Origin of the sequence: Demetria terragena DSM 11295 (assembly GCF_000376825.1) — a bacterium.
In the GTDB taxonomy this organism is placed as follows: domain Bacteria; phylum Actinomycetota; class Actinomycetes; order Actinomycetales; family Dermatophilaceae; genus Demetria; species Demetria terragena.
In genome coordinates, this window is sequence record NZ_AQXW01000004.1 from 2,702,912 (window position 1) to 2,720,232 (window position 17,321).

At 65.9% G+C, this 17,321-nt stretch carries 17 protein-coding genes and 1 tRNA gene; 12 read left to right on the forward strand and 6 right to left on the reverse strand.

Features of this window, described 5'->3' with window-relative positions:
* Position 1: 1 nt before the first annotated feature.
* Both F562_RS21335 and F562_RS19880 read right to left on the reverse strand, forming a co-directional pair.
* Positions 2-136, reverse strand: coding sequence for a hypothetical protein (locus F562_RS21335; RefSeq protein ID WP_281164166.1), 135 nt, complete (start codon positions 134-136; stop codon positions 2-4).
* A complete protein-coding gene (locus F562_RS19880) occupies positions 112-633 on the reverse strand; it encodes a hypothetical protein (protein ID WP_156822707.1) in 522 nt (173 codons plus the stop codon). The genes F562_RS21335 and F562_RS19880 overlap by 25 nt, the downstream gene beginning before the upstream one ends.
* 257 nt (positions 634-890) lie before the next feature.
* On the opposite strand from F562_RS19880, the gene F562_RS0117325 reads away from it, so the two are divergent.
* From F562_RS0117325 to pth, 3 genes are all read left to right on the forward strand, one after another.
* On the forward strand, positions 891-1,583 hold the full coding sequence (locus F562_RS0117325; RefSeq protein ID WP_040385398.1) for a 50S ribosomal protein L25/general stress protein Ctc: 693 nt from the start codon (positions 891-893) through the stop codon (positions 1,581-1,583).
* A gap of 75 nt (positions 1,584-1,658) precedes the next feature.
* Positions 1,659-2,486, forward strand: coding sequence for a ribokinase (locus F562_RS0117330; RefSeq protein ID WP_018158239.1), 828 nt, complete (start codon positions 1,659-1,661; stop codon positions 2,484-2,486).
* A 31-nt stretch (positions 2,487-2,517) separates the two neighbouring features.
* Positions 2,518-3,117, forward strand: coding sequence for an aminoacyl-tRNA hydrolase (gene pth, locus F562_RS0117335; RefSeq protein ID WP_040386197.1), 600 nt, complete (start codon positions 2,518-2,520; stop codon positions 3,115-3,117).
* Positions 3,118-3,159: 42 nt separating this feature from the next.
* On the opposite strand, the gene F562_RS0117340 is transcribed toward pth, so the two are convergent.
* Together F562_RS0117340 and F562_RS0117345 are read right to left on the reverse strand one after the other, a co-directional pair.
* A complete protein-coding gene (locus F562_RS0117340; protein ID WP_018158241.1) occupies positions 3,160-4,584 on the reverse strand; it encodes an inorganic phosphate transporter in 1,425 nt (474 codons plus the stop codon).
* Positions 4,585-4,727: 143 nt separating this feature from the next.
* A complete protein-coding gene (locus F562_RS0117345; RefSeq protein ID WP_018158242.1) occupies positions 4,728-6,077 on the reverse strand; it encodes a YibE/F family protein in 1,350 nt (449 codons plus the stop codon).
* 176 nt (positions 6,078-6,253) lie between these two features.
* Here F562_RS0117345 and mfd point away from each other — a divergent pair, with 176 nt between their 5' ends.
* From mfd to F562_RS19895, 6 genes are all read left to right on the forward strand, one after another.
* Complete coding sequence (mfd, locus tag F562_RS0117350) at positions 6,254-9,850, forward strand: transcription-repair coupling factor (protein ID WP_040386199.1); 3,597 nt, start codon at positions 6,254-6,256, stop codon at positions 9,848-9,850.
* 91 nt (positions 9,851-9,941) lie between these two features.
* Positions 9,942-10,487, forward strand: coding sequence for a hypothetical protein (locus F562_RS0117355; protein WP_018158244.1), 546 nt, complete (start codon positions 9,942-9,944; stop codon positions 10,485-10,487).
* Positions 10,484-11,410, forward strand: coding sequence for a nucleoside triphosphate pyrophosphohydrolase (locus tag F562_RS19885; protein WP_018158245.1), 927 nt, complete (start codon positions 10,484-10,486; stop codon positions 11,408-11,410). The genes F562_RS0117355 and F562_RS19885 overlap by 4 nt, the downstream gene beginning before the upstream one ends.
* A 97-nt stretch (positions 11,411-11,507) precedes the next feature.
* A complete protein-coding gene (eno, locus tag F562_RS0117365; protein ID WP_018158246.1) occupies positions 11,508-12,788 on the forward strand; it encodes a phosphopyruvate hydratase in 1,281 nt (426 codons plus the stop codon).
* 179 nt (positions 12,789-12,967) lie between these two features.
* On the forward strand, positions 12,968-13,348 hold the full coding sequence (locus F562_RS19890) for an FtsB family cell division protein (protein ID WP_018158247.1): 381 nt from the start codon (positions 12,968-12,970) through the stop codon (positions 13,346-13,348).
* Positions 13,345-14,028, forward strand: a complete 684-nt coding sequence (locus F562_RS19895; protein ID WP_018158248.1) for a DUF501 domain-containing protein — start codon at positions 13,345-13,347, stop codon at positions 14,026-14,028. The genes F562_RS19890 and F562_RS19895 overlap by 4 nt, the downstream gene beginning before the upstream one ends.
* On the opposite strand, the gene F562_RS0117380 is transcribed toward F562_RS19895, so the two are convergent.
* Positions 14,014-14,754: a class I SAM-dependent DNA methyltransferase gene (locus F562_RS0117380; protein ID WP_026181371.1), complete on the reverse strand. Its 741-nt coding sequence runs from the start codon at positions 14,752-14,754 to the stop codon at positions 14,014-14,016. The two genes, F562_RS19895 and F562_RS0117380, sit on opposite strands and share 15 nt — an antisense overlap.
* 123 nt (positions 14,755-14,877) lie before the next feature.
* Here F562_RS0117380 and F562_RS0117385 point away from each other — a divergent pair, with 123 nt between their 5' ends.
* From F562_RS0117385 to F562_RS0117395, 3 genes are all read left to right on the forward strand, one after another.
* A complete protein-coding gene (locus F562_RS0117385; RefSeq protein ID WP_018158250.1) occupies positions 14,878-15,822 on the forward strand; it encodes a Ppx/GppA phosphatase family protein in 945 nt (314 codons plus the stop codon).
* A 117-nt stretch (positions 15,823-15,939) separates the two neighbouring features.
* Positions 15,940-16,014, forward strand: a tRNA-Leu gene (locus F562_RS0117390).
* A gap of 111 nt (positions 16,015-16,125) precedes the next feature.
* Positions 16,126-16,668, forward strand: a complete 543-nt coding sequence (locus F562_RS0117395; protein ID WP_211206476.1) for a type II toxin-antitoxin system PemK/MazF family toxin — start codon at positions 16,126-16,128, stop codon at positions 16,666-16,668.
* Here the strand turns inward: F562_RS0117395 and F562_RS0117400 are convergent.
* Complete coding sequence (locus F562_RS0117400) at positions 16,662-17,294, reverse strand: alpha/beta hydrolase (RefSeq protein ID WP_018158252.1); 633 nt, start codon at positions 17,292-17,294, stop codon at positions 16,662-16,664. The two genes, F562_RS0117395 and F562_RS0117400, sit on opposite strands and share 7 nt — an antisense overlap.
* Positions 17,295-17,321: the final 27 nt, after the last annotated feature.

The window sequence follows — 17,321 nt, forward strand, 5'->3', positions numbered from 1 at the left end:
GTCACGGCCGCCACCCGCGTGACCGGAGCATGCGCTCGACCTGGGCCATGAACTCCTGTCGTCTCAGGTGGAAGCCGAGCACCGGAATGCGCAGCACGTCTGTTCCCTCGATCACGACATCGTTCTGCCGGAGCATGTCGTCCGCAGCCTGCGCCGGATGCTCTGTCTGGTCGGCTCGGGAAGTCGGCGTCGCCGACACTCCTGCGCGAAATCGAGCTCGTTCAGCGACTGGACGCCGTCGCTGATCGCGGTGATCACCGCACCCAACAGGCCACGACGAGGGCTCCGTTGTACGTCCGCCCACAGCGCCCTGATCCGCTGAGCGTCCGCGATTCGCTGCTGGGTCGAGAGGCATAAAAGCAATGCCGCCTGTTTGTCGCTGACTGCCCACTGAGCGGCTCGCAGCGCAGCCACCTCGGGAGCAACCGCGGGCAGCCCGCTCGAGGTCGTCACGACCGACCCACGCTCCAACGGGCGGTGCACCACCACACCGGGGGTCGATCGCCGTCCCGGGCGGGAGTCCGCGGCCACTGAAACGTCAATGGACTGCGGGGTGAAGCCGGTCATTCCATGGGCGACTAGTGCGGCGGGCCCATCCAGCGCGGCGCGACCCCACCTTGGGAGTGCCGCCATGGCTCGACCCGCTGGTATCGCTCGGCCTGGCGGGTACGACCTCGACGATTTGAGGCGCCGCCGCGGACCCCGTACGATCAACCGCGTTGCCTCGGCGAGGGACGCCCCATGGGTGTCCGTGATCGACGCGGTTAAGCGAGATGTCGCCCTCTGCTTATCTGCGCCTGATCTGCGCGCGTGACGCGTCCCGCGTCGAGGCCGCTGACCGAGACCGGCCCTGGTCTCGGACCGCCCCGCTCAAGCAGCTAGGAATTCCCATGGCCCAGAACGAACTTCGTATTCCCGCCGAGATCCGTACCGAGTTTGGCAAGGGTGCGGCCCGCCGCATCCGTCGCGCCGACAAGGTCCCCGCTGTCCTTTACGGTCACGGCGAGGCCCCGACCCACCTGAGCCTCCCGTTCCACGAGACCTTCCTCGCGCTGAAGAACGTCAACGCGCTGCTGACGATCGTGATCGACGGAGATGACCAGCTCGCGCTGGCCAAGGACGTTCAGCGTGACCCGCTGAAGCCGATCATCGAGCACGTCGACCTGGTCATCGTGCGTCGCGGCGAGAAGGTCACCGTTGAGGTGCCCGTTCACCTCGAGGGCGAGACCGCCGCCGAAACCTACGCCGTCGTGGAGAACGCGGTGCTTGAGGTCGAGGCCGAGGCAACCCACATCCCCGAGTCGTTCACCGTGTCGGTGGAGGGCCTGGAGGCGGGCTCGCAGATCCTCGCCAAGGACGTCGAACTGCCCTCGGGGACCACCCTGGTGGCCGACGAAGAACTGCTCATCGTCAACGTCGTGCAGCAGATCTCGCAGGACGAGTTGGACGCCGAACTTGCCGAGGCCGAGGAAGAAGCCGGCATCGAGCACGACGAGTCCGACGAGGAAGCTGCCGAGTCCGAAGAGGGCGACGGCGAGTCCAGCGACGGCGAGTCCAGCGAGGACAGCTCAGACGAGAGCTGATTTTTCCCCTTGTCCCCGTCAGCGCGACCGCAAAGTCGCACTGACGGGGACAACGCTGTTTCTGGAGGTCTACACATGAGTGGGCGAGTCATCATCCTGGGATCGCTCAATGTCGACGTCGTGACGCGCGTCGAGCGACTTCCGCGCGCCGGGGAGACGCTGCTCGGTGAGCCGGAAGGTCGGCTCGCTGGGGGCAAAGGCGGCAACCAAGCGATGGCGGCCCGCCGGGCGGGGGCGAGCGTCGTCATGCTGGGTTTGGTGGGGTACGACGGCGACGGGGCGGCCTACCTCGCGAGACTTCAGGACGCGGGGATCGAGGTGCCGCTGCCTGCCGCGCACGACGTACCGACGGGCACGGCCTACATCACCCTTGATGAAGCCGGCGAGAACACCATTGTGGTGGCACCGGGTGCTAACGCGGCGTTGTCAGATGCAGGCCTGGACGCGGTGGACCTGAGGGCCGAGGACGTCCTGTTGGCCAGCCTGGAGGTGCCCCTTCAGGTGGTCGAAAATGCGGTCCGGCGAGCCAAGGATGCCGGTGCGCGAGCATTCATCAACATGGCGCCGTATGCCGCTCTTTCCCCCGATGTCATCGCCATGGCGGACGCCGTCATCGTCAACGAGTCGGAGATGAGACTGCTCGCAGAGTCGGGTCTGATGCCGACCTCGCTGGTTGTCACCTTTGGCAGCGCTGGTGCCCGGTGGGATGGGGCAGAGGTCACGGGCATACCGCTGGACTCGGGGCAGGTCGTCGACACCGCCGGGGCAGGGGATGCCTTCTGTGGTGCCCTCGCGGCGGCGCTCGTTGACGGCGAAGACCAGGAGAGCGCGCTCGCCGCGGCAAACCGGGCCGGCGCCGAGGCCGTGCAATGGTCCGGTGCGCAGCCGGACGCACACCTCTGAGCGCCAGCCGCGCCAGGCATACTGGCTTCTTGTGAGTGAGAGCGACACCTGGCTCGTCGTGGGTCTTGGAAATCCTGGACCGCGCTACGCGGGCAACAGACACAACGTCGGTGCGATGGCTGCAGCGCACCTTGCCGCGGATGCCTCGGCGAGTTTTCGTCAGCACAAGGCCAGGGCGCATGCCGCCGAGGTGCGGATCGGGACGTCGCCCGGCGGCGCTCCCGGCCCCCGAGCGATCGTGGCGGTGCCGATGACCTACATGAACGAGTCAGGTGGCCCGGTTGCCGGCCTCACGAACTTCTTCAAGATTGCCCCTGACCACGTCATCGTCATCCACGACGAACTCGATCTGGACTTCGCGACCTTGCGCCTGAAGCACGGTGGTGGCGAAGGCGGCCACAACGGACTCCGGTCCATCACCCGCTCCCTAGGCACCAAGGACTACCTGCGGATCCGCGTCGGTGTCGGCCGCCCGCCGGGGCGGATGGACGCCGCCGACTATGTGCTCAAAGACTTCAATGCAACGGAGCGCAAGGAACTCGACTTCTTGCTCCCGGACACCGCGGATGCGGTGGAGCGGGTCATACATCAGGGCCTGACCGCTGCGCAGAACGTGGTGCACGCGCGCTAGCGATCAGGCCCCGAGTTGGACCGGTGTGGCGAGCCGACTGGCTCAGAACACCGACCGCAGAATGAGTACGACCACCGCGGCGATCGAGGCGGCAACCGGCAGGGTGATGACCCAGGCCAGCGCAATCGGGCGCATGAGCTTCCAGTTGGTCGCCCGGTTGACCAGTCCGATGCCGAGCACCGCACCAATCAGGATGTGAGTGCTGGAGACCGGCAGGCCCATGAGCGAGGCGCCCATGACGACACCGGCGGCGGCCAACTCGGCGGAGAAGCCCGAGGCCGGGTGCATCGTCGTGAGGTTGGTACCGACGGTCGTGATGACGCGGCGTCCGATGAACCACAGTCCGGCGATCAGCGCGACACCGAAGGCGAGCATGACCGGCGTCGGTACGGCGGCCTCGTCGCTGACTCCGCCGTTGTGCAGGACGTCCAAGATGGCGGCGAACGGGCCGACAGCGTTGGCGATGTCATTGCTGCCGTGGCTGAAGGCGAAGGCGCAGGCCGTGAAGACCTGCATCCAGCTGAAGATCACGAAGGTGGCTCGCGGTAGGTCCTGGCCCTTCAGCGACCGGGCAAAGACGTAGGTGGCCAGCCAGACCAAGGCGCCCACCATGGCCATGACCGCGATGCTCGCGGTGGTGGTCAGACCAAGGTCCAGGTTCTTGAGGCCCTTGAAGAGCAGCATTCCGGTCAACAGCATGCCGCCGACGGCCGCGATGAGCGGGACCCATCCTTCGAGCGTTCGGTGACTGTCCGCGGCGATGGGCTTGTCCTTGTCGCCGGTCGAGCCGCCGAGGAGACGGCGCTTGATGGAGCCGTAGAGCAGGTAGGCGCACGCGCCGCCGAGGACCGGAGACAGGACCCAGGAGATCGCGATCTGTCCGATGCCGTCCCACTGCACCATCTGCAGCGCCTGGTCGCTTCCGACGGTGACCCAACCCACGGCAATGGCCGCGCCGACGATGCCACCAATGATCGAGTGGGTGGTGGAGACCGGGAAGCCGAGTCGGGTCGCGATCAGCAGCCAGCTCGCGGCGGCCAAGAGTGCGGCCATCATGATGAACATGAAGTCGCTGGAGGAGATCGCGACGCCGGACATGTCCACGATGCCGCTGCGTACGGTCTCGGTGACATCGCCGCCGGCGATGACCGCTCCGCTCACTTCGAAGACTGCGGCGACCAGCAGGGCTTGCTTGATGGTCAGCGTCCCAGCACCAACGCTGGTGCCAAAAGAGTTGGCGACGTCGTTGCCGCCGATGTTGAAGGCCATGAACAGGCCGAACGCGATCCCGAGCAGCAGGATGAACCTGCTTGCGTCAGTTCCGACGTAATCCAGGGACCACCAGCCGAAGAGGGCCACGGTGACGGCCATGAGGCCACCAAACGCGAGGTGCCATGTGGTGTCTTCACCCAGGGGCCGCGTGCGCCCGACTTGAGTCGGTGTCGGCGGCTTGAGGTCGGTTGTCAAAGGAGGTCCTCCCGAACGGAACGGCAGGCTGCCGTTCGGCCAAGAGACACGTTCCAGGCTTCAGGTGAACAACAGGCAACGTTCTGGGGTGCGCCAGTAGAACGACAGCGTGAGGTATGTCGCACTGCGCTCAGATGAGCGGTTTAGCGTCCTTCGCGTCGCGCCCGAGCCTCGGCGCGTGAGCGTGGTGGCTCAAGAGGCTCAGCGGGCTCAGCGGGGTCGGCAGGGCTCAACGGCTCGGCGCTATCCGATGCGGATATTGCCTGCGCGCCACGTGGTGCGGCGACCGTGACGGCCGCGATGGCCGTGGTGATGGGCACCGCCAGTACAAGCCCGATAGCGGACGAGATGGTCCGGATGATCTCCTCCGAGAGCGCTTCCTGCTGGATGAGTTCAAGGGCGGGGCGTTCATACAGGCTCATCAACAACAACACGGGGAGCGCGGCGCCGGCGTAGGCAAAGACGATCGTGTAGATCGTGGAGGCAATGTGGTCGCGGCCGATCCGCATTCCTGAGGAGAACAGTTGTGTTCGGGTCAGCAGAGGTGATGCCGCGCGCAGCTCCCAGACGGCCGAAGCCTGCGTGATCGTCACATCGTTGAGGACGCCAAGACCGGCCACGATGATGGCCGCCGTGAGCAATTGGTGGGGGTCAAGGGTGCGTACCACGGAGGCCAGGGCTGCGCCATCGTCATCGGCAATGCCGGTCAGATGCGACGCGCAGATGCCACCGATTCCGATCACTGCGGTGATGGCGACGCCGAGCACTGTGCCGACCAATGCCGCACTCGTACGCAACGAGATGCCGTGCGCGAGATAAAGGACCACGATCATGATCGCGCTGGACCCGACCACCGCGACCCATAGCCCGCTGGAGCCATCCAGCAGCGCCGGGAGCATGAACGACATGATCACGAAGCCGCCGACAACGAGGCCGACGAGGGCCAGGAGTCCGCGCAGGCGCGCGATGGCGGCGACGAGCAGGACGAAGGCGACCGCGAGGACCGCGAGCGGCGTGGACCGTTCGGGATGAATGAAGTTGAACGTCTCGATCCCGCCCGGCTCGTCACCGGGAGGGACTCGCATGATGAGCACGGTGTCGCCTTTGGCCACGCCAGATTTCGTCACCTCGGGCGGCACATTCACCGCGACAGTTCGCCCGCTGTCGAGCTTGGCCCGGATCGCGCCGCAGGTCGGTTCTGGAACGCTCAGATTGCCCTCGGCGTCGGCGCTGGGATCTGCGCCACCCTGCTCGCCACCCTCAGGGCATACAGGCAGCATCTCGACCACGGTGGCCTCGGGGAAGGTGACGCCGGGCTGGGCGTATTGGGCCTGGGCCTTGCTGCGTGCAGCGCCCTCGCCGCTTGGCCACAGCAGGATCAAACCGATGATCGTGGCCACGGTGAGGACCACGACCGTGCCGATGAGTACGGCGCGTGCTCGGCGGGGGACGTGAACCTCAGCAGGCGTGCCGTGTCCGTGGCCAACTCCCATGCCCGAAGTGTGTCAGAGCGCCCGAGCCGGCAGTCGTAGACTGGTGCTCGCACCCCGTGTCCTGCCGGATTCGGGGTTCTTGTGGTGTCTGTGTGCGTGTCCTGCTGCGGCTGCGCGCCGCACCACACGCGAGTTCGCAAGGAGTGAACCTGGTGGCGTCTGATGCCCTTGACCCCATGCTGGATGTGCTGCACGCCGACCCCAAGGTGTCGGAGGTGCTCGCGCACGTCGGCCGTACAAGCAGGCTCGATGTGGCTGCTGCACCCGGGCTGCGCGCACCTTTGACAGCGCTGGTCGCGACCCGTGGCGAGCGCCCGGCTCCGGTCCTCGCGGTGACGGCTACCGGGCGGGAGTCGCAGGATCTTGCCGCTGCGCTGCAGGCCTTCTTGCCAGCAGAAGGTGTCGCCGAGTTGCCTAGTTGGGAGACTCTCCCGCACGAACGCCTGAGCCCGAGGAGCGACACCGTCGGGCGCCGACTCGCGGTTCTTCGTCGCCTTGCCCACCCTTCAACCGATGACCCTGAGCATGGTCCGATCCAGGTTTTGATCGTGTCGGTACGTGCCCTGATGCAGCCGATTGCCAAAGGTCTTGGGGATCTGGAGCCGGTCGCCCTAAGGGTCGGCGAGGAACACCCGCTGGAGCGCGTGGTCGCAGCGTTGGCCGCGGCGGCCTACACCCGCACGGACATGGTGGAGCGGCGTGGCGAGTTCGCCGTACGCGGTGGGATCGTCGACGTCTTTCCACCCACCGAGGAGCACCCGATCCGCGTCGAGTTTTTCGGCGATGAGGTGGAGGAAGTGCGTGCCTTCAAGGTGGCCGACCAGCGCACCCTGCCGGACGGCGATCTCGCGCACGGTCTGTGGGCTCCACCATGCCGGGAGCTCCTGCTCACCGACGAGGTGCGCCTCCGCGCGACGGATCTTGCCGAGCGTCTGCCCGGGGTCGCCGACATGCTGCACAAGGTGTCCGAGGGCATCGCCGTTGAGGGCATGGAGTCCTTGATGCCCGCCTTGTTGGGGACCGAAGACGGGCACGGGATGGAGACCCTGCTGGACGTCCTTCCCGCCAACACCCATGTGGTCCTCAGCGAACCAGAGCGGGTGCGCACTCGTGCGCACGACCTGGTCGCCACGAGCGAGGAGTTCTTGCAGGCGTCCTGGGCCAACGCGGCTGCTGGCAACGCTGTTCCAGTCGACCTGGAGGCCACGTTGGGTACTGCGTCCTACTGGGGCCTTGCCGATCTGCGGGAGCACGCGCTGGCGCGCGACCTGCCCTGGTGGTCGTTGACGAGTTTTGCGAGTGACGACGAACTCACTGACTTTGTCGAAGACGCCACGCCAGGCACGCGAATCACCCTTCCCACTGAGGAGGTGCCGGCCTACCGCGGCAATACCGAGGTAGCGGTGACCGACCTAAGCGCTCATGTCGCAGCCGGGCAGCGCATCTTGGTAGTGACTGAGGGCCATGGCTTAGCGCAGCGCGTACGCGAGATGTTGGCCGAGAACGACGTGCCAGCAAGGGAACTCGACACTCTCGCTCCCGGGATGGTCGAGGTTGCGACCGGCTCTCTTGGGCACGGATTCATCCTGCCGTCCAGCAATCTGGTGGTGCTCACCGAGGGCGATCTCACCGGTGCCGTTGCGGGAACCGCCACCACCAAGGACATGCGGAAGATGCCCTCCCGGCGCCGCAAGGTGGTCGACCCGCTCCAGCTCAATCCCGGCGACCACGTCGTGCACGAACAACACGGTGTGGGTCGCTTCGTGGAGATGGTGCAGCGCACCGTCGCGGGCGCCACCCGCGAATACCTGGTAATCGAGTACGCGAGTCGCAAGCGCGGGCAACCGGGCGACCGACTCTTCGTGCCGACGGACCAACTTGACCAGGTGACCCGCTACGTCGGTGGCGAGGCCCCCACCCTGAACAAGCTGGGCGGATCCGACTGGCAGGCAACGAAATCCAAGGCGCGGCGGCACGTACGCCAGATCGCCGGGCAACTCATCCAGCTCTACTCGGCGCGGATGGCCACGCCGGGCCACGCGTTCCCGCCCGACAGCCCATGGCAGCAGGAGTTGGAAGACGCGTTCGCCTATGTGGAGACGCCCGACCAGTTGTCGAGCATCGATGAGGTCAAGGCAGACATGGAGAAGTCGATCCCGATGGATCGGCTGATCTGCGGTGATGTGGGTTACGGCAAGACGGAGATCGCGGTGCGCGCCGCGTTCAAGGCGATTCAGGATGGCAAACAGGCAGCAGTGCTGGTGCCGACGACCTTGCTGGTGAAGCAACACCAACAGACCTTCGCCGAGCGGTATGCCGGATTCCCCGTCGTGGTGCGCTCACTGTCACGGTTCCAGTCCGACAAGGAGGCCCGCGAAGTCATCGCTGGCCTGGCAGACGGCACGGTCGACCTGGTCATCGGGACGCACCGCTTGCTCTCCAGCGAGATCAAGTTCAAGGACCTTGGACTGGTGGTCGTCGATGAGGAACAGCGCTTCGGTGTCGAGCACAAAGAGCAGCTGAAGCAGATGCGTACGGCCGTGGATGTCCTGGCGATGTCGGCCACTCCCATTCCACGCACCCTGGAGATGGCGGTGACGGGGATCCGGGAGATGTCGACACTGCAGACGCCGCCCGAGGAGCGCCATCCAGTCCTGACCTTCGTGGGCGGATATGAGGAAAAGCAGATCACGGCCGCCATCCGGCGCGAACTCATGCGTGAGGGACAGGTGTTCTTCGTGCACAACCGGGTGCAATCCATCGAGAAGACGGCGTCCCGACTGCGCGAGTTGGTGCCCGAGGCGCGCATCGTCACCGCGCACGGGAAAATGCCCGAGCAACGCCTCGAAGACGTGGTCGTCGACTTCTGGGAGCGACGCTCCGATGTCCTGGTGTGCACCACGATCGTCGAAACTGGTCTCGACATTTCCAACGCCAACACCCTCATCGTGGAGCGGTCCGACCTCATGGGCCTTTCCCAACTACACCAGTTGCGCGGACGCGTGGGCCGAGGGCGCGAGCGGGCCTATGCCTACTTCCTTTTCCCGCCCGAGAAGCCACTGACGGAGACCGCGCACGACCGGCTCGAAACCATCGCCAGTCATACCGACCTCGGGGCGGGAATGCAGGTCGCCATGAAGGACTTGGAGATTCGCGGGGCAGGCAACCTGCTCGGTGGTGAGCAGTCCGGCCACATCGCGGGCGTCGGGTTCGACCTCTACGTGCGCATGGTCGGCGAGGCCGTCACCGAGTTCCGCGGAGATGGCGGGGGAGTGGCGCCCCCGACGGAGGTCAAGATCGAGTTGCCTGTCGATGCGCACCTGCCGCACGAGTATGTGCCCGGCGAAAGGTTGCGGCTAGAGGCATACAAGAAACTTGCGACTGTCGAGAACGAGGAAGCCCTCGACGCGATCGTGGAGGAGCTGCGTGACCGCTACGGCGAGCCGCCGGAGGCTGCGCAGCACCTCATCGAGGTGGCGCGGTTGCGGACGATTGCTCGGCAGGCGGGCATCACCGATGTCGCCGTGCAGGCCAGGAATATCCGGTTCTCTCCGGTCGAACTGCGCGAGAGTCAGCAGCTACGACTCGAACGGCTCTATCGAGGGTCGACGATTCGAGCGGCCCAGCAGCAAATCCTGGTTCCGGCGCCGCGTACCGCCGCGGTGGGCGGTCAGCCTCTGCGCGATACCGACGTGCTGAGGTGGGCCGGCCAACTGATCCAAGGCATCTTGCTGGACGACATCACTGCTGCGGCCGCTGCCTCAGCGGGCTGAGCGCAGCGCGCAGAGTCGACGCCGATAGCGCGAGCGGCTGCATGACCTGGCAAGATGGCCCGCGACCCATCGCAGAGAGGACGAGTCGCTGATGCCCAAGACCCTGATGACCCACCGTGGGGTGCTTGCGACGGCTGCCGCTGGAGCAGCGTTGGCGCTCACCGCCTGCGGCAGTGACGGCGTGATGAACCACGGAAGCACCGCCGCGACCATGGGCAGTTATGCCGTCAGCACCGACGAGGTGCAGGACGCCGTCAGCGATATCACCAAGTACGACAAGAACAGCGGAATCACCGGTCAGCAGGCAGCTGTCCTGATGGTGCTTGAGCCGGAGATCACCAAGGTCGCAGCCCGCAACAACGCCACGGTGTCGCCTTCCCAGGTCCGGGAGGAATATGCGACTCAGATGCCCAAGGGCGCAACGCTCAGCGATCCGGCCGTTCGGACCATCTTGGCCTCCGTTCAGTTGAGAGCCTTGGGCGCTAAAGGCCAAGCGGTCGCCACCCAAACGCAGAAGCTGGTCACGACCGCCGACATCGACCTCAACCCGCGTTACGGGGAGTTCGACAAGGGCAATATGCGGCCGACAGCCGCGAGCTGGATCAAGCCGACAGCACCCACGTCGCCACAGCAGTGAGGCCTCGGCTCACTCTTCTGGTCACCAGTCCGCGGCTTCCCGCGGGCATCCTCACGCGCGATGCCTGGACGGCACTCGATGAGGCTGCGCAGGTGCTGGCCGCGGACCTGGACGATCCAACCCCTGCGGCCCTGGTCACCAACGGCGTTACCGTGCAACAGGTTTCGGAAAGTCGTGGCGCGCTCGCCGCGAGGCTGGTTAGCGCGTGCGCCGAGGGTTCAGTGGTCTGGATTGGGTCACCCGACGCCGACCCGGGCCTGACCGACGCCCTCGCAGAGGAACTCACCAGTTCTCCTGAGCCGCCTGAGGTCGAGATGCTGGTGGGGTCCTGGGACCCGCCCGGTGCGCGACTTCTTGACGTCGCCGCGGTGATGGACACCTTGCGCTCTCCCGGTGGGTGTCCGTGGGATGCCGAGCAGACTCATGAGTCCCTGACGCCGTACCTCGTGGAGGAGTCAGCAGAGGCGGTCGAGGCCGTCGAGAGCGGCGACCGTGAGCACTTGGTCGAAGAACTCGGGGACGTACTCCTGCAGGTTTTCTTCCACGCCCGTATCGCGACCGAACACGAGCAGGAACCTTTCGACATCGATGATGTGGCCCACGGGCTCGTCAGCAAACTCATCCGACGGCACCCGCACGTCTTCGGCGACGGGGAGGCTTCCTCGCCGGAGGATGTCGAGCGCGCCTGGGAACAGATCAAGCGCCAGGAGAAGCCGGGCAGGGACGCTGAGGATCTGTTGGCGGGCATACCGCGTGGCCTTCCGTTGCCGTACGTCATCGCCAAGGTTCGATCGCGAGTCGCCAGGCGCGGCGGTGACGAGGCGCTCGATCAGGCACTGGCGGTGCACGCCGAGCGCGCCATCGCGAACTCTGACCAGGCATGGTCAGACCTGCGCCGCGAGATCGACGACTGGCGCGCCTAGCGTCAGTCTCAGCGCGCGGGTCGGTCCGCAAGCCGGGCGCCTGCCGCGAGTAGCCTGGGCGAGGAAATAGCAGACCAGTCCCGCTGAAGGAGCCCCTGTGGCAGCGATCGAAGCAATCGGCGCACGCGAAATCCTTGATTCTCGCGGCAACCCCACCGTCGAGGTGGAACTCGCCCTGGATGACGGCACGGTGAGCCGCGCCGCAGTCCCCAGTGGTGCGTCGACCGGACAGTTCGAGGCTGTGGAGCGTCGCGACGGCAACGCCAAGCGTTATGGCGGCAAGGGTGTCGAAGACGCCGTCGACGCCGTGATGGAGCAAATTGCCCCCGCGTTGCTGGGCTTCGAGGCCAGCGAGCAGCGACTGATTGACGCCGAGATGATCAACCTCGACGGCACCGACAACAAAGCCACGCTCGGCGCCAACGCGATTTTGGGCGTCTCCCTTGCGGTAGCCAAGGCCGCGGCCGACTCCGCTGACCTGCCGCTGTTCCGCTACCTCGGCGGGCCTAACGCCTACCTGCTGCCGGTCCCGATGATGAACATCCTCAACGGTGGTTCGCACGCGGACTCCAACGTGGACATCCAAGAGTTCATGATCGCGCCGATTGGTGCGGAGAGTTTCCGGGAGGCACTGCGCTGGGGCGCGGAGGTTTACCACGCCCTCAAGAAGGTCCTCAACAAAAAGGGCTTGGCGACCGGGCTCGGCGACGAGGGCGGCTTCGCGCCGAACTTGGAGTCCAACCGGGCAGCGCTCGACCTGATCCTCGAGGCCATCAAGAACGCGGGCTACGAGCCGGGCCGGGATATTGCGCTGGCCCTGGACGTTGCGGCGTCGGAGTTCGCCAAAGATGGCACCTACACCTTTGAGGGCGCCAAGAAGTCTGCTGCGGAGATGGTCGATTACTACGCCGACCTCGTCGCCTCCTACCCGCTGGTCTCGATCGAGGATCCGCTGGACGAAGAGGACTGGGACGGCTGGAAGGCCATGACCGATCGGCTGGGCGATCAGGTGCAGATTGTGGGTGACGACCTTTTCGTGACCAACCCCAAGCGCCTGCAGAAGGGCATTGACAGCGACACCGCGAATTCGCTGCTCGTCAAGGTCAACCAGATCGGCACCCTGAGCGAGACTCTCGACGCAGTGGCGTTGGCTACCCGTTCGGGCTACACCTCGATGATGTCGCACCGCTCCGGTGAGACCGAGGACACCACGATCGCTGACCTCGCCGTCGCGACCAGTTGCGGCCAGATCAAGACCGGTGCACCCGCTCGTTCGGACCGCGTCGCGAAGTACAACCAGTTGCTGCGTATCGAGGATGAACTCGACGACGCTGGACAGTACGCCGGCGCAGCTGCGTTCCCTCGGTTTAAGGCCTGAGGCGAAGACCCTTGGCTGAGCGTCGACGGACCACGCGCCCGGGAGCGCCGCGTCGCCCCGCGCAGGGGCGGCGCACTCCTGCGGCTGGGCGTGGACGCGGTGGCTCGTCGCGTCCACAGGTTCGCCCAGCCTCAGCCGGGGGCGGTCAGTCGGCCCCACCTGCCCGTCGGCCGCAGTCCATGCGCCGAATGGTGATCATGGGCCTGCTGGTCGTGTTCTTGGCCGTGCTGCTCGTCCCGACGTTGCGGGGATATCTCAACCAACGCTCGGAGATCGACACGCTCAACCGCCAGGTGACCGAGCAGCAGTCCACGGTGAAAACCCTTCAGAAGCAACGGGATCGGTGGAATGACCCCGATTACGTTGCCCAGCAGGCCCGGTCACGGCTCGGCTTCGCCAAACCCGGTGAGAAGGCGTACATCATCGTTGATGACCAGGGCGCCAAGCGTGAGGTAGACACGAACTCAGGAGTCCAGAAGGACACCTCCGGCGCCAAGCGACCGTGGTACGGCCATCTGTGGGGCTCGGTGATCTCGGCGGGCGAGGCGCAGGACAAGTGACCAACCCGCCCCCCAACACCGGCACGCCCCCCAACGCCGGTCGAGCCGCCGACACGCCTCCCAACGCCGGTCGAGCCGCCGACACGCCCCTCAACGCCGGTCGAGCCGCCGACACGCCCCTCAACGCCGGTCGAGCCGGCGAGCCCGCTAGGGCGAGCCGTGTCGAGACCCACCCCGACCCCAACGACATCGCCTGGGTCGAACACCAACTCGGCCGACTGCCGCGCGGAATCGTCTCGATCGCGGCCAGGTGTCCCTGTGGTTGCCCGACGGTGGTGCGTACCCTCCCACGCCTTCCCGACGGTGTGCCGTTTCCAACGTCCTTCTATGCCACCTGCCCGCGGCTGACCGGTGCGATCAGCACTCTGGAGTCGCTGGGCATGATGCGGGAGATGTCTGAGCGTCTTGAGCAGGACGAGGATCTCGCCGCCGCCTACCGATCTGCGCACGAGGACTATCTGGCCCGCCGACTCGAGCTCGGCAACGTGCCCGAGATCGACGGGATTAGCGCAGGCGGTATGCCCACCCGGGTGAAGTGCTTGCACGTCCTGGTCGCGCACTCTCTTGCCGCTGGTCCGGGCGTGAACCCGCTCGGCGACGAAGCCCTCGCTGCGCTGCCCGAGTGGTGGTCCGACGGCTGCTGCGACGGCACCACGGGTTTGCGCTCAGGTCAGCGCTGAGCCTTTACGCCAGATCGAGACGTGCGAGTCGCTGGTGGCGACGAATGGCGACCGGCCCCAGTCGGCATACCGAGCCTCGAAGTTCATTCCCGCAAGCTGAGCCATGAGGTCAAGTTCGCTGGGCCAGACATACCGATAGTGGTGCGGCGCAAAGCGATACGACCCATCTGGCTGCTGGTTGTAGTGGTGTGACGTGGCCTGCTGTGTCACGAGGTCGTAGGTATCCAGGCCCACATGTTCCTCGCTGATATCGGACGGAATCGCGGTCTGCCCTGGCGGGAGTCGTTGCAGTTGCGGCACGCCGACTTCGACCACGAAGCTGCCTCCCGGTCGCAAGTGGGCAGCAGCATTGGCGAAGCAGGCGACTTGCTCCGGCTGGGTGCGCAGATTGCCGATCGTGTTGAACACCAAATAGACCAGGGCAAAGTCGTCACCGACGGCTGTGGTGGCCATGTCGCCGATCGTCACGGGAAGGTCGGGGTCCTTGCGGTGCAACTCCTGGACCATCGGCTCAGACAACTCGATCCCGGTGACCGACAGACCGCGTCTGGACAGCGGAATGCCGATACGGCCCGTTCCAATGGCGAACTCACACACCGGTCCGCCGTCGGCGAGCTCGGCCAACAAGTCCACTGCGGGTTTGACCGCATCTGGGGTGGATATTTTCGCCATGGCGTCGTCATAGCGCGCCGCCATCTCGTGGGTCCATAGGTCGCTGCTGGTCATCGTCATACCCTGGGTGCCGGGCACGTGTCACGGCAACCGCATTTCGGCCAACCGTGACTCGACCGGGGTCCTCGAAGCCCGAACCCCCTGCTTTCCCAAGACGCTTCGCGAGAAGGACAGATCATGACCCGTGTGGCCGCCATCGACTGTGGCACCAACTCGATCCGCCTGTTGATTGCCGACCGGGACGGCTCCGGTGGCCTGGTCGATGTGATCCGGCGGACGGAGGTCGTTCGTCTCGGGCAAGGCGTCGACGTGACTGGCCGGATCTCCCCGGAGGCGATGGAGCGGACGCTGGCTCGAGCGCGGGAGTACGCCGCCCTGTGCCGGGAACACCAGGTTGAGGCGGCGCGGTTCGTCGCCACGTCCGCCTCCAGGGATGCCGATAACGCAGAAGAGTTCGTCGCTGGCGTACGTGCCGCCTTCGGCGATCTTGACGTCAGCCCCGAGGTGGTCAGCGGCGCTGAAGAAGCGTCGTTGAGTTTTGCCGGCGCCACTGGTGATCTGGTCGCGGCCGGTACGCCAGCGCCTTACCTGGTGGTCGACCTCGGCGGCGGGTCGACGGAGTTGGTGCGCGGCAGCACGGGAGTGGAACAGCAGCGTTCGGTCGACATCGGGTGCGTGCGCATGACCGAACGGCATCTGCGCTCCGATCCGCCGACAGCGGAAGAAATCTCGGCGGCTACTCGAGACGTAGACGCGGCATTGGACCTGGCCGAGCAGGACGTTGACCTTGCCGGGATTGCGACCCTCGTCGGGCTGGCCGGGTCGGTTACCACCATCACGGCGCACGCGCTGGACCTGTCGACCTATGACCCCGAAGCAATCCACGGCGCACGCCTCGAAGTCGACCAGGTGATCGACTCGTGCACCGCGTTGTTGTCGGCCACCCGTGCGCAGCGCTCGGCCATGCCGTTCATGCACCCGGGACGTGTCGATGTCATCGGCGCCGGGGCGCTGGTCTGGCGCCGCGTCGTCGAGCGGGTTGCGGCCTCAGCCGGGGTCACTGCGACGGTCACTAGCGAAACCGACATCCTCGACGGGATTGCCCTCTCCTGTCCGCCCTGAGTAGCGCCATTAAACGTTGGTTGAGTAGCCGCGAGGGGAGTGGTCCCGAAACGTTGGTTGAGTAGCCGCGAGGGACGAGCGGCGTATCGAAACCACACACCGCGTACCCTTGGCCTCGCCCTCGTGGCCCAATCGGCAGAGGCAGGCGACTTAAAATCGCTACAGGTGCGGGTTCGAGTCCCGTCGGGGGCACCCAAGACCCATTACTCGACTCCGCACGGGCCCATCGACTAGGGAAAAATGTGCGGTTGGCTCGCCCAACGACCCAACATTCTTCACATGTCGATGGGTAGCGTGGTGGCTATGGCTCGTCAAGATCTCGCCCAGCAACTCATGCGTACGGTCGGCAAGGCCGCCAACCGTGGCCTGCGGACGTGGATGCGCGAGCGTCGCCGTCCATCGGGGGCGCCCACATCGTCAAAAGTGCCGACCGCGGCCAGCTCCGACTATCCCGGAGACTTCCAGGGTGTGCCGACGATGACCTACGAACCTCAACCGGATGGCAGGCCGGATCCGGGTGAGATCGTCTGGACCTGGGTGCCCTACGAGGAGGACCACACTCAGGGCAAGGATCGCCCGGTGCTCCTTATCGGGCGCGATGATCGGTGGCTTATCGGTCTGCAGCTCACCAGCAAGGATCACGACCGCGACGCTGGGCAAGAAGCCCGGGCAGGTCGCCATTGGGTCGACATCGGTACCGGTGACTGGGACCGGAAGGGGCGCCCGAGCGAGGTACGCGTCAACCGGCTACTCCGCGTTGACGCCACGGCGATTCGTCGCGAAGGTGCGGTGCTCTCGAAGGAGCGCTTCGAGGAGGTTGCTGAGGGCGTACGCCGCCATCAGTGAAGGTCGAGGACCTCGCGAATTGACTTGCGGGCCAACCTGTTCCAGGAAGTAATGCCCTGGAGTAGATAGTGGCCGCGGTGTCCCATGTCGATGAATTGCGCTTCGGCCACCTCGCTCGCCCGGTCGATGAACGTTCGAGTCGCGCGGAAGGAGGTGATCCGGTCGCGTCGACCATGGGCGGCGATCACCATCTTCCCTGCGAGCGCCTCGACGGGTTCATCGGCTGGAAGCCAGCCGGCGAGCCCGACGACTCCGACGACGTGGGGGTGATCGGCCACGGCTACCGCGGTGCGAGCGCCCATGGAGTGGCCGACAATCACGATGGGCAGCGAACTATCCTGGGCCAGCGTGGACAGCGCCCAGCGCGCGTCACGGACCGGATCTGGTTCATTAGACGGGCTGGCATTCCAGCCCTTCACGCGATAGCGAATGAGATGCACGGCCACGCGGTCCTCGTGCAGTCCGGCAGCGAGCGATTTCGCGAGGAACCGAGCGCGTTGCCACGACAGGCTGCGGTGCGTCACGGGTTGCAGTGACTGTTTCGCTCCACCGTGCAGGACGAGAACGACGGCCGCAGGGTCCTCCACGGTGTCGATCCGGTCGAGTTCGGGCAGCAAGCGGCTCATGAGACGGTCACCCTACCGGCGGGTTTC